Source organism: Chryseobacterium sp. C-71, from assembly GCF_020911865.1.
GTDB lineage: Bacteria > Bacteroidota > Bacteroidia > Flavobacteriales > Weeksellaceae > Chryseobacterium.
Genome location: NZ_CP087131.1, coordinates 3,510,898 through 3,525,862, shown reverse-complemented (window position 1 = coordinate 3,525,862; position 14,965 = coordinate 3,510,898). Strand labels below are relative to the sequence as shown.

Below are 14,965 nucleotides of genomic sequence, written 5' to 3'. Positions count from 1 at the left end.
TTTTTATTTTAATTTTTTATTAGATTTAAATTTATTGAATCTTGTCAATTTTCAAATACCCCAATCCCATTAGATTTTCCTGATTTTCTTCCTCAGATTTATTTAAAACAATCGAATACTTTTCTTTCATTTTTTCCGGAAGGATATCATTTACATTAAAAATATCATCAATGTCAACTCCATGCTTATCATCAATATGACTTACCGCTCCTTCAAAACCCATCATCTTATAAAACTCAGTTTTCTTGGCCTTTTTTACAATTTCAGCCATTGAAGTTCCGACCATTAAATGCTGCTCGTGAAATTCTTCAAAATAACCTTTTTTATATCCGCCTAAATTGATAAAATATAATTGATTTTCTGAAAACGCCTGCCCTTTTTCGACAATTTCCACCTCAAAACCATCGGCAAACTTAACTTCCTGATAGCAATCTATATGAATTTTCCCGTCGGCTTCTTTCCAGAAATCTTTCATATCGGGAACTAAATCTTTTAGATTTTCTGCGATGCCAAAAAAAACATCATGCTGCTCAATATTTCTGCCTTTGGGAGTTGCTCCCAGAATGACATAAAATAACTTCATCTTGAATTTTATTTTTGCAAAAATACGGCAAAAAATAATCTTGAGTTAATGTTTGCCTGAAAACCGCAATAGTTTTATATTTGTAGCATGTCGGAGATCATTATTCTTTTTCTTGGCGCTATCTCAGCAGGTCTTTTGGGTTCACTTACCGGTTTAGGAGGAGGAGTTATCATTATCCCTTTACTGACGCTGGGTTTTGGCGTTCCGATGCACTATGCAATCGGAGCTTCATTGATTTCGGTAATCGGAACTTCTTCCGGAGCTGCCGTAGCTTTTGTAAAAGAAGGCTTCACCAATATGAGAATCGGGATGTTTCTGGAGATTGCTACAACTTCAGGTGCCATTGTTGGCGCTTTGGTTTCCGGAATGCTGAATCCTAATACGATCGGAATTATCTTCGCAAGTATACTTTTGCTTACCGTTATTTTAAATCTTAAAGGAAAACCAGATCATCAGGAACCCCGGATTAAAGGGTCTTTAGAAGATAAATTAAAATTATACGGAACTTTCCCCGATAAAGGAATTCTAAAAAGTTATTCAGCAAGAAATACCGTTCCCGGATTTTTCATGATGATGTTTGCAGGCGCAATGTCCGGACTTTTAGGAATTGGTTCCGGCGCTTTGAAAGTTTTGGCAATGGATAACATGATGAGGTTGCCGTTTAAGGTTTCTACCACGACAAGCAACTTTATGATTGGCGTAACTGCGGTTGCAAGTTCACTGATTTATTTCCAGAGAGGTGAAATTATTCCTGTAATTGTGGCTCCTGTTTTGGTAGGCGTTGTTGTTGGAAGTTTCATCGGATCTAAAACTTTAATGGTTTCAAAAACGAAAAAACTCAAGACATTTTTTGCCATCGTGATTACGATTCTTTCAGTGTATATGATGTATAACGGAATTAGAAGCAACTTCTCATGAGAAAGCATTTCACTGACGTAGACTTGAACCGTTCTGTTGGAAATCTCCTTCGTTTGGGCGTTATTTTATCGGTTATCACTTCACTGGTAGGTTTTGTTAAACTTTTCACGGAAGGTTTTAAAATGCCCCGAAAATACAAGCTTCTCGACATGGGAACGTCTTCCGAAAAAGTCTGGAGTCATTTCTGGGAAACGCTTTGTAAAGGAGAAGGTATGGCCATCATTCAATTAGGAATTCTGATGTTGATTTTCACTCCTTTGATGAGAATTATATTCGCTTTAATCGGATATTTAAAAGAAAAAGATTACACTTACGTTATTATTTCTTCTATTGTTTTAGCAATTATGGCCGTAAGTTTCTTTACGGGTTATGCTCACTAATTATCACTGGTGATTGATAAAATATTTTCTTAAATTTAATTTTCATAAAATTCTAATGGAAGCTGATCTGGATCTTGGGTAAAGAAAAATTCTTTTCCGGTGAATTCATCAATTCGGATTTCTTCACAATTTAATCCTTTTTCAATCAATTCTTCTCTTTTTGCGTTTATGTTTTCAACAGAAAAAGCCAAATGTCTTAAACCGCAAGATTCAGGTCTAGAAGGTCGTTGTGGCGGATTGGGAAATGAAAATAATTCAATCACATAATGTTCTCCAATAGCTAAATCCAGCTTGTAAGACTGTCTCTGTTCACGATACACTTCACGGATAATATTTAAACCTAAAATCTCGGTATAAAACTTTTTTGAAACTTCGTAATCTGAACAGATAATGGCAATGTGATGAATCTTCATTTTTAAAATTATTTATTACAGTTTGTTCTTCGTGTATCGATTAAATATTGAATTTTCCAGACATCATTTTGTTTGACGAGCTGAAAACTATTGGCTCCACAGTGTGAAAATTTTCCTTTGAAATAAAATTCATAAGGTGTAAAAACACTCGCCAGATTTCCATCAATGTGAATGGCTTCAAATCTAATCTTCTCGTCTGCATCATTATTCGATAGCTTAGAAATTGAATTTACAAAATCTTGAACTTTATCCGTTTTTACAGTATTGTTTTTTGTAATAGTTTGCAGAATTGCATCATCTGCGAACACAGATTTTATCATCGTAGTATCAGCATTTTTCATGCCTTTAAAAAGTTTTTCTACACTTTCTTTTACTGCATCTTTTTCAGTTTTTTGGGCGAAACAAAACGAACTTAAAAATAATAGAACGATAAAAACTTTTCTCATGATTCAGTTTTAAATTTTAGAGCCTTTTTTAAAATTAAATGGTAAAAACTCGTACAGAATATTTCCATTAAAGAAAACAAATATAATAAATTGATTGTCAGTTTTTTGTCTTATTCTTTTAAATAACTTTTTGGCAATAAATCAATTAAGTTAAATGAAAAATTATTCTACAACATTAATAACAATCAATGGCAATTTATAAAAAAGTCTTTACAAATCGACCGCAGAAAACAAAAATTTGGAAACCATACAACAAATAAAACAGCAATTCAATTTATTTCAGTTTCATTCCTAATATTCTCACTTTATCCATCCACTTTCTGCGTTGTGTTTCATCTGAAGTTTTAATAATTCCGATAATGGTTACTTTTACAGGCTTCACTCCGCAAAATTCCAATATTGATTTCTTGAGCTGGTTAATACTCGGACGACCAAAAAACATTCGGTAATACCATACAGGTTGATCCATTGTCGTGATAATATGTGCCGTTTTCCCTGCAAGCAGTTTATCCCACCAGACAGAATTCTCACGGTATCTGAAAGCCAATCCGGGAAGAAAAAGTCTGTCAATAAATCCTTTCATTATAGCCGGAAAACCGCCCCACCAAACAGGATGCACCCATACAAGGTGGTCTGCCCAAAGAATTTTTTCCCATGCTTCAAGTAGGTCAGGTTCAAGATCTGTTCTTTTCTGATAACCATATTTTAAATTTGGATCAAACTGAAGATCTGCAATAACAATCTGTTGAACCTTTGCGCCCGCTTTTTCTGCACCTTCCCTGTAGGCATTCGTAATGCCGAAATTGAAAGATTCCCGGTTGGGATGGCCGTTGATGATGAGTATATTTTTCATATTTTTGTTTCAATAGTTATCCCTTCATATTCAGCCAATGACTGATAAAGTTTTTTCGGATCATGAAGCTGATGGGCAAAATATATTTTGTTTTTAAAATCGCCATGAAGTAGCATTTCAGCGTGCAAAACAGCAGCAAGTGCTGTGAGTTCTGCCTGTCCTTTTTTGCTTTGAAGACTTAGTTTTTTTTCTCTCTGATCATCTTTGATTACAATTTCAAATACAGACTGGTCACCGTTTCCACTCGAACCGAAAATGACCCGACGTGCCTTTAATGATAAAATACTGAAAATCCTTAATTTTTGAAATGTTCCCAAAAGCCAGGTGATGAATTTTGAATCATAGGTCATTTTAACATTGACTGTAGGTATTTTTTCAATCTGATTTAAAATGTAAAGATCCGGAACATCAAAGTTATAAGCCTGTCGCTTTCCGATTCCGAAAGAAAACTTAAAATCTTCAGAATTAAGAAAATGTCTTACAGATATCTGTCGGTTACTCTGATAGCTGATAAATGGTCTGGCCACATTCTCAGCCATAAAATGAGCGGAACTTTCTCCTGCAAGATCCTTTATAGAATAGTATACATACAATTTTACTTCTTGAATGTTTTCGGGATTATGAGATAGAATATTCATAAGTCCGCTGACGAGTCCTCCCATCCATCCTGAACTGAATACGATTCTGCTGTTGATATTTTGAGTCGTTTTTGCTATAGCCAGAGCTTTCACAAGATCAGGCGTCGGTTTTGTAATATCAATGTAGTCAATACTGTTATCAATAGCAAACCTGAGAATATGATCGTCTTGATCATTGACGGCAAGAATGATAAGATCGATATTTCTGTTTACAATAGCCTCGAAAGTTTCAGGCTTATTGACATCAATCATTATATCATATTCCGTGATCCCTTTTTTACGGCTGCCAATATAAATATTATATTCTTGATTTCTGGAACGCAGAATCCTGTGTATCGTTTTTCCAACTATTCCTTTTCCTCCGACAATTAAAATATTTGAACCCATACTGTTTTATTTTTTCACAAAACTACAGGAACGCACATTCCAGACACAGGACAAATGTCTAAAAAGAAATATCTTTTCTGAGACGGCTTAAATGACGTTGTGTAATTCCCAGATATGTAGCCAGATACTGAAGCGGAATCTGTTGAATGAAACTCGGCTGATTTTTCAGAAGCTTCTCATATCTTTGCGAAGCATTATTTCTCTGAAGCTGAAAATACCGTTCTTCAAGTTCCATATATTCCTGTTCTGCTATTATTTTCAGAAAAAGAATCCATCTTGGGTTTTCGCGGAAAAGAGCTTCCACTTTATCTTTATTGAGTACAAAAATATCTGCATCTGCAATTGCCTGTGTAGTTTCTTTGCTGGGTTTTCCTGAAATAAACGATGAATAGGAAGCCACAAACTCATTGGGAAATCTGAAACAGTAGGTGATATCTTTACCGTCCGCAGTTGTATAAAAAGTGCGGAATATTCCGTTCTGAACAAAGGCTATTTCTTTACAGCTGTCATTTTCCTGTACAAAATATTCATTTTTCAACAGTTTTCGGGTCTCAATCAGCTGGGCAAAATCTTCAATTTCTTTGTCTGAAAATATTTTAAAACTTTGAATGTAACTAAGAATCATTATGCACTGATTTTATAGAAATTATTAATCAAATATAATTCTTTATCTGCTCCTTTAAGTTGAAATGATTATGATATTACTCACCATTAATAGAATTTAATTCATATGAAAACTCGTGGCGCATTATAAAAAAAGTTGACTAAAATATCTCTAATTTTATAATGCACTAAGGGTAGTATATGATTCAACTCAGCTTTGTTAAGAAATTTTAAATTGAGACTGGCACGAAATTACCTGAAAATATCTTACTTTTATTGGTTTATTTTAAGAAATATGTGGGAAACTTACCTTGTTTTAAGTGCTTTATTACTGATTTTAACGGTATTACCAAAAATTCCAAATCCGCATTGGATTTTTCGCTTTCCCGATTTTGGTAAAATTCAGATCACTTATTTTACCATTGTTACTTTCGCTTTGGGATTTATAATCGAAAAAACCGAATATTTCTGGTACATTCAAGGTTTGTTACTGGCCATGATTATTTATCACGGCTTTACGTTGATTAAATACACTAAGTTTTATAAAGTAAAAAGGCATCAACAAACGGAAAACTCATCTAAAAAGCATCATTTTATTTCTGCAAATGTTTACCAATTTAATAAAGATTATCACAAATTTATTGACCTTATAAAAAAACATCAGCCTGATGTCTTTTTAACGATGGAAAGCAACGGAGATTGGGAGAATGCTTTACAGGTTTTGGAAAAAGACTATCCTTACCAGCATAAAGTAACGCTTGAAAATACCTACGGAATGCATTTTTATTCTAAGCTTAAAGTGGATGATGCAAAAACTCATTATTTTGTAGCTGATGACATTCCAAGCATCGAAGCACATTTGAAGACTGAAGACGGGTTTGAATTTGTCTTTTTTGGCGTACATCCGCCACCTCCAAGTCCGACCGAAGAAGAAACCTCAAAGGAAAGAGATGGTGATCTTTTGAGTGTTGCAAAACGTGTGAAAGACTTCACAAAGCCCGTGATAGTAGTTGGAGATTTTAATAATGTAGCGTGGTCAAAATCATCTATCCTTTTCAGAAAAACAAGTCACTTGATTGACCCAAGAGAGGGTCATGCTTTTGTATCAACTTTTCACGCAAAATCACGTTTATTGAGATTTCCAATTGATCTGATGTTCCACAGTGAAGATATTTTCATTAAAGAATTAAAGACCTTAGAAAATTTTGGTTCAGATCATCTTCCTGTATATTGTGAATTCTTCATCGACCATCATAATGACGACCAGGAAGAACGTGTAGAACAGGCAGATTCTGAAGAAATTGCTGAGGCTGAGGAAATTATTGAGGAAGGAAAAAAAGAGGACGGAGAACGTGATGCGGTGGTGACTGAGGATTGATTTATTTTACCCTTTTTAATCCCCTCCTTTGGAGGGGTGGCAAAATTAGATAGAATTTTTGACGGGGTGGTTTGATACGTTTGGCTAAAGCCATATTTTCAAAACATTAAAAAAAGCGGACTAAAGTCCGCTCCTATTGATATTCTTCTTATTAAAACTTCATCACATCCTTCACCACCCCATTTTTCTGAGTGTGTTGCAGCAATTCAGCTTCAATGAAAGTTTTTATTTTTTCTTCTGAGCCATCATTTGGAAATAACAGATGAACATTCGCCCCGGCATCCAAGGTAAAGAATAATGGCAATTCTGTTTCTCTCCTGAAATCCCAGATTTTATTGATAACTTCTAAAGTTCCTGTCTTCATTAAAATAAAAGCAGGATCGCTTATCATCATCATTGCGTGAAGCGTTAAAGCTTCGTGCTCAACCAATTTAATGAAAGCATTCATGTCACCATTTTTCAGAATTTCTTTCATCGGAACAAAATTTTCTCTTGCTTCCTGAAACCTTCTTTCTGCATAAGGATTGGTATTCATCAAACCATGACCAACCGTTGAGGAAACGCTCTTTACACCTTCATGAATCAATAAAACCCAATCATTAAAATCTTTGAATATTGGATGAATTTCATTGTCAGAATATTTTACGGCAAACAAATCTGAACTACCATCAACCACATCAGTTTCACCCCAAACAACCAATCCGTCGTAAAGGCTTCTGCATGCACTTCCACTTCCTAATCTGGCAAGAAATGATGCTTTTTGTAAAGATTCTTGTTCAGAATTATTTCCTGAAAACACTTCATCTAACTTCATTAAACATTTTGCAATTGCTCCAAAACCTGAAGCTGAACTCGCAATTCCTGAACTATGAGGAAATGTATTTTCTGTTTTGATGATGTATTTTCCTTTTAAAATCCATGGAAGATATTTCTCAATATTTCTAAAATATTTTTCGATTTTCTCAGCAAATTTCACTTCTTCATTTCCCGACAAAAAAGTCTGAACTGAAAATAATTCATCAGCCAGAAATTCTATTGTGGTATTTGTTTTACAATGATTTAAAGTATAGCTGATGCTGGGATTTGCAGGAATCTGATCTTTGTATTTCCCCCAATATTTAATTAAGGCAATGTTTGACGGGCAACTTTCTGAAACTGTTGTAGATTGTATACTGAAAGTTTCTTTCCCTAAGAAATCTTGTGTTGTCATAATTTAGTTTTAAAAAAGTAAACCTAATCTAACCTTAAAGCTTTGCTGAGATTCCTACGGAATGACAAACTTGCTGCTAATTTATTTGAGGTAATTGGTTTTAATTAATACATTTTTTCAATAATCTCAGCATATTTTTTCAGAACTACGGCTCTTTTTACTTTCAACGTCGGAGTGATTTCTCCGCTGCTGATTTCAAATTCTGATGGCATTAAAGTAAACTTTTTCACCTTTTCGTAATCTGAAAGTTCATGCTGCAATTCTTTTATTTTATCTTTATATAAATCGATTATTTCTTTCTTTTGCACCAATTCTTCACGATTACTGAACGAAAAATTATTTTTCTTCGCATAATCTTCTAAAAATTCAAAATTAGGAACAATCAATGCTGAAACAAACTGTCGTCCTTCGGCAATCAAAACAATCTGACTGATGTAATTATTATTCGTCAGAATATTTTCAATCTGCTGTGGCGCAATATATTTTCCGTTAGAAGTCTTCATTAAATCTTTGATTCGGTCTGTGATGAAGAGATTTCCGTTATCATCAAACTTTCCGGCATCACCGGTTTTGAACCAACCGTCTTGTGTGAAAACTTTTTCTGTCTCTTCAGGTTTTTGGTAATAGCCTTTCATTACGCCATTTCCTTTTGCCTGAATTTCGTCATTTTCACCAATTCTGATTTCAACGCCAGGTAAAGGTTTACCGCAACTTCCATGCTCGAAATGAGTAAATGGAAACGCTGTCAAAGTCGCAGTAGTTTCGGTAAGACCATAACCAACAGTGACATGAAGCCCCATTGCTTCAAATAATTGGGTTACATCAGGCGAAACAGAAGCACCGCCGCAAGGCATAAACCAAAGTCTTCCACCCATTTTTTGTTTCACTTTATTGAAAACTAAAGCATTCGCAACCGAATGTTTTAGCATCAATCCAAAAGAAACTGATTTCTCTCCTCTTTTTAATTCTGCGGTTTGTTTTCCAATTTCCAGAGCCCAATCAAAGATTTTTAATTTAAATGACGAACCTTCTTTCGCTTTTTCTAAAACTCCTGCATACACTTTCTGGAAAAATCTTGGTACAGCGCACATCATTGTAGGTTTTACCTCGGCCAATGCCTGGGCAATATCTTTCGGGTCTTCAAGAAAATATACTCTTGCGCCACCGTAAAGACACAATAAACTCCAACATCTTTCGAAAACGTGAGTCAAAGGTAAAAAGGCTAATGAAAGCTCTTCTTCAAAATTTTTAAATTTAAAAAACTCAAAATGTGCATCAAAAGATTTAATGAAATTTCCGTGGGTCAGCATGACACCTTTTGGCGTTCCGGTAGTTCCTGAGGTATAAATAATCGTTGCCAAATCATCAAACTCCTTTTTGATAATCTCTAGTTTTGGGGAAGATTTAGCAATAAAGTCTTCAAGATAAAAAGTGTTTTCTTTTTTTACCCAAACTGCTTTTTTAGAAACAATTATGGTCTGAAGGCTGTTTTCATTTTGAACAATTTCAAAAGACGCATCGTACTGCGCCTGATTTCCGACCAAAATAATTTTTGCCTGAGAATCTTTGATGATATATTCTGCCTGTTCGGCGTTATTGGTAGAATAAATGGGAACCGTAATCGCTCCGATTGACATTGCTGCCAGATCAAAAATCAACCATTCTGCAGAGTTGTCTGCGTAGATGGCGACCTTGTCGTTTTCTTCTACCCCGTTGCTTTTTAATGCGTTTGCGGTTTTATAAATAATTTCACTGAATTTTTTCCAGCTCAATTCTTTCCATCCTTCTTTCTTTTTAAAACCAACAGCTGATTTATACGGATGTTTTTCAGCATTTTTACTGATAATTGCCTCTGCAAGATTCATTATAATTTGTTCAGCTTTTTGTCATTAATATAATTATTGAGATGGAAATCTACACTTTCCTGTACCGGAATAAATTCAAAATTTAAAGCTTGTTTCACTTTTTGATTTGAAATAACGCTTGAAGAAGTTACCGAGTCAATGTTGGTTTTGGTTGCCATTTTCAGTTGCGGAATCAGCCATCCAAAAAAGGCATTGAGCCATCTTCCGGTGTTAAGAATTCCTTTTGAAAGAATGCTCGCATCTTTCAAACCTAATTTTCGTCTGATCTGGTTTCCGATTTCTGCATATTTTTTACTTTCGGAAATGATAATAAATCGTTCTCCGAATTGATCTTTCTCCATCAAATCAACTGCAATTTTTGCGACATCACGCACATCAACATATGCTGAGTTTCCTGAAAATGTAAAACTATTTTTTTTAAAAGTCGGGAAAATATCGCCACTGCTTTTACCCCAATTTCCGGTTCCGATAATCATTCCGGGATTGATGATGATGGTATTCAAACCTTCCGCAGAAGCCCTCCAAACTTCCATTTCTGAAAGATGTTTTGTAATTGCATAAGCAGAATGTTCAATTTTAGGATTAAAATCTGATTCTTCATCCAACTCTCCTTTTTCATTAAAACCATCTAAAACAGCAATCGAACTTACATGAAGAAATTTCTGAACACTTGAGTCTTCGCAGGCAAACAAAAGGTTTTCTGTACCTTTTATGTTGGTATGATACATTTCTTTCTCATCTTTCGGATGAAAACTCACTTTTGCAGCACAATGATAAACTTCTGTAACGCCGTTCAGAGCATTTTGTAATGAATGGATATCGTCAAAATCAACATTCACCCATTCAATTTTATTAAAAAAATCTTCCGAATTTTCAGAATAAAACTTGTAAGAATGTCTTACTTCGTCAATATCACTTGCAGGTCTTTTTGCAGCACGAACCGTTTTACCTCTTTTCAAAAGTTCCAAAACGATGACTCTGCCTAAAATTCCTGTCGCTCCTGTTACAAAAACCATGAATTTATTTCCTGCTTGATTAGTGAATTACAAATTCCTGCAAATTTGCAAATTTTAAGTGATTATTTGATAGAATTTGTATAATTGATTTTTTATTATAAACGCAAAGTTCGCAAAGAGTTTTTTTTAACTACTAACTGTTTTTAAGTTCGCAAAGGCGTTTGACTTCGTCGAATCCTTGATTTCACTTAGGAAAGAACACAAAGCTTTTAATTTTATTTAAATTTAATTTAATCCTAAAAAATTTCTCACCACTTCACTGAATTCCACCGGATTATCTGCCTGCACCCAATGTGCCGCATTTTTAACGGTTACAATCTGAGCTTTTGGAAATTGCTGTTTGATTGTGAATGCGTCCTGCGGTAAAATGTAGTTTGACTTTTCACCTGCAATAAATAATGTTTCGCCTTCAAAAACGCCGAATTTAATAGCATTTGAAACAAACTGATTGTATTTTTCTGAAAGCGTTTTCAGATTAAACCTCCAGTTAAGCTTTTTGGTATCTCCTATTTCTTCCCAATACAAGTTTTTAGCTAAAAACTGAATCGTAGACTTCTCAGGAATATACTGAGTGAGAACTGCTTCCACCTCATTCCTTGATTTCACCGTTTCGAAATCAACAGTTTCAAGAGCTTTTATAATCCCCTGATGATGTGGCGGATACGCTTTTGGTGCAATATCTACGACGATTAATTTTTCAACTTTTTCAGGATAATTCAATGCAAACTGCATCACAGCTTTTCCACCTAAAGAATGCCCTAGAACATGAGCTTTTTTAATTCCATAATGATTCATATAGTTGGCAATGTCGTTTGCCAGATCATCATGTGACATTTCTTCAGAATGGAAGCTTCTTCCGTGATTTCGCAAATCAATTAAATGAATCGGCAAAAATTCACCTAATTCTTTCCCGAAGCTTCCCCAATTATCAAGCATTCCAAATAAACCGTGAAATACTAAAAGCGGTGTTGACGAAAGATTTTCGCCGAATATTTTTGAGTGTAAAATTTCCATATATAAAATTTTAAAGGCTGGAAGTTGGATGATGGAAGCTGAAAGTGAAAAACTTTATAAAATTAAACTTCCTGCTTTTTACATTCCATCTTCCCGCTTATTACCATTTTGCTAATCTCTTTAGATACGCCTGAACCGTATTTTCCATTCCCATGTACAACGCTTCAGAAACTAAAGCATGACCAATGGAAACTTCCAATAAATTAGGGATATTGTCTGAGAAGTATTTTAAATTTTCTAAGCTTAAATCGTGCCCCGCATTGATTCCCAAACCAAATTCATTCGCAACAACTGCTGTATCGTAATAAGGTTTGATTGCCTGTTCTTTATTTTTAAAATAATCCTTAGCGTAAGCTTCGGTGTATAATTCAATTCTGTCTGCTCCGGTTTTTGCAGCATATTCTACCAGCTCAGGCGTTGGGTCAAGGAAAACAGAAGTTCTGATTCCTGCATTTTTAAATTCAGCAATGATTTCCTTTAAAAAATCGAAATGTTTTTTGGTATCCCAACCTGCATTTGAAGTGATAGCATCGTCAGCATCCGGAACCAACGTCACTTGTTCTGGTTTTACCTCCAAAACCATATCAATAAAATCTCTGTGCGGATTTCCTTCAATATTAAACTCCATTGTCATCAAAGGTTTCAGATCATAGACATCTTTTCTTGTAATATGTCTTTCGTCTGGTCGTGGATGAATGGTAATTCCGTGGGCACCAAATTCCTGAATTTTTATTGCAGCTTCTGTTACGCTTGGTGTTTCTCCGCCTCTTGCGTTTCTGATGGTTGCAATTTTATTAATGTTTACGCTTAGTTTAGTCATTTACTAATAAGTTTTTGAAATATAGTTTTGATGGATAAAACATTGAGTGGAAATTCTGCGAGGACGTGTATCATACTTAGAATAAACAAAACCATCAATCCTGTTTGATAATTATAAAGGTACAAAGCTATAGATAAAATCCAGATTCCTAAAACAAGAATCATTTTTTTAAGCTCTAAAGTTTTTGCCCATCCTATTACTGAAGTTTTAGAAAACCAGTTTAAATAATGATAAGTATAAGCAAAGGCTATGAAAATCTGAGCTTTAAAGATTATTACTGTGTTAACTTCTTTATTGTCACCAAATATGAGTGCCAGCCAATCATTTATTATTTTAAAACCTGTTGAATTATATATTTTTTGTGAACTAAAATTAGATTTAATCAAATTTTCTAAAGGAAAAAAATAAATAAGTAATGGGACTGAAATAAGCATTAAAATACCCATCAGTGCAAATCTGTTTGGAAATTTCAGATACCCTACAATCATGAAAAAGAAAGTAAAAACATAGACATGTATAATTGTCGGTAAAAACAAACCTAATATGATGATTAGAATTGGTTTTACAAAATATAAAATCCCCAAAAGCAGAATAAATCCCACTATAAATATCCTGGCTCGATTTGAATTTACCAATAAAATAAAACTGAAGCAAAGGGCAAAAAATGACGACAAAATCACGCCTACCAAAATTTCTGTTTTCTGAATAAAAAAGATATAATAATTTAAAAACAGAAGTACTGTAATCAGGGTAGAAAGAATGACAAACATCAAAGTTTTTGTTTTGGGAACGAAGAAATCTTTCTTATTAAGCCACTGCAATTCTGTAAGATAATGCAAAGGCCCAAGTACAGCATAAGAAAATAAAAAAGTCTCAAACGGCAAAAAGCAAGCTGCAATGATTGATAAAACAAGCATTATACAGTTTACTATTTCAACTTTATTCTGAGTGACCATATTTATTTAAAACAACTTCAAATGTCAATTTAGAATTTATTTCGGCAAGCCAATCTGCATAATCTGCAGATCAAACTCTTTGGAAGCAACCAAAAGATGGTCGAAAATATCTGCCTGAATCTGCTCAAATTTTTCCCATTTTGAATCGTTTGCAAAACAATAGACCTCCATCGGAAGACCTTGTGTTGTAATTTCAAGCTGACGAACCATGATTGGGCTTTCTTTATCAATTTCAGGATCGTTCTCAAGATATTTCTGAGCGTAATATCTAAAAACGCCGATATTCGTCAACTGTCTTCCGTTGATAATTTTATCCCGGTGCTCTATTTTTTCTTTTTCTAAATTAATTTCAGATGTTTTCTCACTTAAATAATCCTCAATCAGATTAATGTCTTTTAATTTTTCAATTTCTTCATTATTTAAAAACTTAAATGAATTGATATTAAAAAATATAGATTTTTTGATTCTTCTCGTGTTAGATTCCGACATTACCTGAAGGTTTTTGATTTCCGTAGTCAATAAATCGTAAGTAGGAATTGATGAGATCGTTTTATCAAAATTCGTGATTTTTGTTGTCAGCAAATTGATTTCCAAAATATTCCCTTCGATATTGTACTTTGGAATTCCGATCCAGTCGCCTACTTTCAGACTACGTGATGTTGCTACGTGAAGACCTGTGACAAAACCTAAAATTGTATCTCTGAAAACCAAAACCAAAACTGCGGTGATTGCTCCCAAACTTCCTAAAATAGTAGCACCTTTAATGCCAAATACAGTACAAATTCCTATAACCGTCAGAATAAAAATACCAAAAATCTTCACTGATTCGGAAATAGCGTTAAGAGCCATTATTTTATAAAAATCTTGTTTTATTACAAAATAATTCCTGAATGTATTTAATACTCTAAACAACATTCCTGCGATTACAAAGATAATTGCCAGATTGACAATAATTTCCAACAAATTAAAACTTTTAGGATGTCTGTAAAACACAGAAAAAAGAGCAGAACCCGCAAAACTCAAAGCGGTTAAATGAGCAATAGAGTTTGTAATTCTTGATTGATAAATTGATTTAAAAACCGGGTATTTCTCTTTATCAAAAAACTTTTTGAATATTAAATTAACAATAAGCTTGAAAATAAAATCCAGCATATAAATAAGCCCAGCCAAAAAGACAAACTTAAGTAAAATTTGAACTGTAAGAACAAGGTCTGAATACACATTATCTTTTACAAAATAATGTATTTGGTCACTTATGTTCTGCAAAAAATCTTTTGTATCTTTTAACTCGTCTTTCATTATCGCAAATTTAATAAAATTAGAATCAGCAAAACCTTTACCATAACAGATTTTAATAATTATTTTGAAAAATTATTGCAAATTCAATAAATTAAAATTAAAAATAAAACACATTTAACAATAAATTCATTAATTTAGTAGTCTAAACCATAAAACTATTTATTATGAGAAAACTTAGAGCCTGTT

Annotated in this window: 16 protein-coding genes; 3 read left to right on the top strand and 13 right to left on the bottom strand. The window is 33.8% G+C overall.

Translation table 11 applies throughout. The features are described from left to right. Positions 1–31 precede the first annotated feature (31 nt). Positions 32–583, bottom strand: a complete 552-nt coding sequence (locus LNP04_RS16340) for a DUF1543 domain-containing protein (protein ID WP_229983962.1) — start codon at positions 581–583, stop codon at positions 32–34. Between the two features lie 87 nt (positions 584–670). On the opposite strand from LNP04_RS16340, the gene LNP04_RS16335 reads away from it, so the two are divergent. Together LNP04_RS16335 and LNP04_RS16330 are read left to right on the top strand one after the other, a co-directional pair. After that, positions 671–1,501, top strand: coding sequence for a sulfite exporter TauE/SafE family protein (locus LNP04_RS16335; RefSeq protein ID WP_229983961.1), 831 nt, complete (start codon positions 671–673; stop codon positions 1,499–1,501). Next, positions 1,498–1,881, top strand: a complete 384-nt coding sequence (locus tag LNP04_RS16330; RefSeq protein ID WP_229983960.1) for a DUF1634 domain-containing protein — start codon at positions 1,498–1,500, stop codon at positions 1,879–1,881. The genes LNP04_RS16335 and LNP04_RS16330 overlap by 4 nt, the downstream gene beginning before the upstream one ends. A 35-nt stretch (positions 1,882–1,916) precedes the next feature. Here LNP04_RS16330 and LNP04_RS16325 read toward each other — a convergent pair whose 3' ends face one another. The 5 genes from LNP04_RS16325 to LNP04_RS16305 all read right to left on the bottom strand — a co-directional run bounded on the left by LNP04_RS16325 (position 1,917) and on the right by LNP04_RS16305 (position 5,243). Next, positions 1,917–2,294 (bottom strand): VOC family protein, encoded by a 378-nt coding sequence (locus tag LNP04_RS16325; RefSeq protein WP_229983959.1) that lies wholly within the window; start codon positions 2,292–2,294, stop codon positions 1,917–1,919. An 8-nt stretch (positions 2,295–2,302) separates the two neighbouring features. Continuing rightward, positions 2,303–2,740, bottom strand: coding sequence for a nuclear transport factor 2 family protein (locus LNP04_RS16320; protein WP_229983958.1), 438 nt, complete (start codon positions 2,738–2,740; stop codon positions 2,303–2,305). A 274-nt stretch (positions 2,741–3,014) separates the two neighbouring features. Continuing rightward, the gene (locus LNP04_RS16315) at positions 3,015–3,593 is read right to left on the bottom strand and encodes an NAD(P)H-dependent oxidoreductase (RefSeq protein WP_229983957.1); all 579 of its coding nucleotides are present in this window, start codon (positions 3,591–3,593) and stop codon (positions 3,015–3,017) included. After that, positions 3,590–4,618, bottom strand: coding sequence for a saccharopine dehydrogenase (locus LNP04_RS16310; RefSeq protein ID WP_229983956.1), 1,029 nt, complete (start codon positions 4,616–4,618; stop codon positions 3,590–3,592). Before LNP04_RS16310 ends, LNP04_RS16315 begins: the two co-directional genes overlap by 4 nt. A gap of 58 nt (positions 4,619–4,676) precedes the next feature. After that, positions 4,677–5,243 carry a Crp/Fnr family transcriptional regulator gene (locus tag LNP04_RS16305; RefSeq protein ID WP_229983955.1) on the bottom strand — a complete coding sequence of 189 codons (567 nt, stop codon included), beginning with the start codon at positions 5,241–5,243 and terminating at the stop codon, positions 4,677–4,679. Between the two features lie 273 nt (positions 5,244–5,516). On the opposite strand from LNP04_RS16305, the gene LNP04_RS16300 reads away from it, so the two are divergent. Then, complete coding sequence (locus tag LNP04_RS16300) at positions 5,517–6,599, top strand: endonuclease/exonuclease/phosphatase family protein (RefSeq protein WP_229983954.1); 1,083 nt, start codon at positions 5,517–5,519, stop codon at positions 6,597–6,599. Between the two features lie 151 nt (positions 6,600–6,750). Here the strand turns inward: LNP04_RS16300 and LNP04_RS16295 are convergent, their stop codons facing one another. From LNP04_RS16295 to LNP04_RS16265, 7 genes are all read right to left on the bottom strand, one after another. Beyond that, positions 6,751–7,809 (bottom strand): diphosphomevalonate/mevalonate 3,5-bisphosphate decarboxylase family protein, encoded by a 1,059-nt coding sequence (locus tag LNP04_RS16295; RefSeq protein ID WP_229983953.1) that lies wholly within the window; start codon positions 7,807–7,809, stop codon positions 6,751–6,753. A gap of 104 nt (positions 7,810–7,913) precedes the next feature. After that, positions 7,914–9,674 carry a long-chain fatty acid--CoA ligase gene (locus tag LNP04_RS16290; RefSeq protein ID WP_229983952.1) on the bottom strand — a complete coding sequence of 587 codons (1,761 nt, stop codon included), beginning with the start codon at positions 9,672–9,674 and terminating at the stop codon, positions 7,914–7,916. Next, positions 9,674–10,690, bottom strand: coding sequence for an NAD-dependent epimerase/dehydratase family protein (locus LNP04_RS16285; protein ID WP_229983951.1), 1,017 nt, complete (start codon positions 10,688–10,690; stop codon positions 9,674–9,676). The genes LNP04_RS16290 and LNP04_RS16285 overlap by 1 nt, the downstream gene beginning before the upstream one ends. A gap of 225 nt (positions 10,691–10,915) precedes the next feature. After that, complete coding sequence (locus LNP04_RS16280) at positions 10,916–11,704, bottom strand: alpha/beta fold hydrolase (protein ID WP_229983950.1); 789 nt, start codon at positions 11,702–11,704, stop codon at positions 10,916–10,918. 100 nt (positions 11,705–11,804) lie between these two features. Then, positions 11,805–12,524, bottom strand: coding sequence for a pyridoxine 5'-phosphate synthase (locus tag LNP04_RS16275; RefSeq protein WP_229983949.1), 720 nt, complete (start codon positions 12,522–12,524; stop codon positions 11,805–11,807). After that, positions 12,521–13,441 carry a hypothetical protein gene (locus tag LNP04_RS16270; RefSeq protein WP_229983948.1) on the bottom strand — a complete coding sequence of 307 codons (921 nt, stop codon included), beginning with the start codon at positions 13,439–13,441 and terminating at the stop codon, positions 12,521–12,523. Before LNP04_RS16270 ends, LNP04_RS16275 begins: the two co-directional genes overlap by 4 nt. 75 nt (positions 13,442–13,516) lie before the next feature. Next, positions 13,517–14,779: a mechanosensitive ion channel family protein gene (locus LNP04_RS16265; RefSeq protein WP_229983947.1), complete on the bottom strand. Its 1,263-nt coding sequence runs from the start codon at positions 14,777–14,779 to the stop codon at positions 13,517–13,519. Between the last annotated feature and the right edge of the window lie 186 nt (positions 14,780–14,965).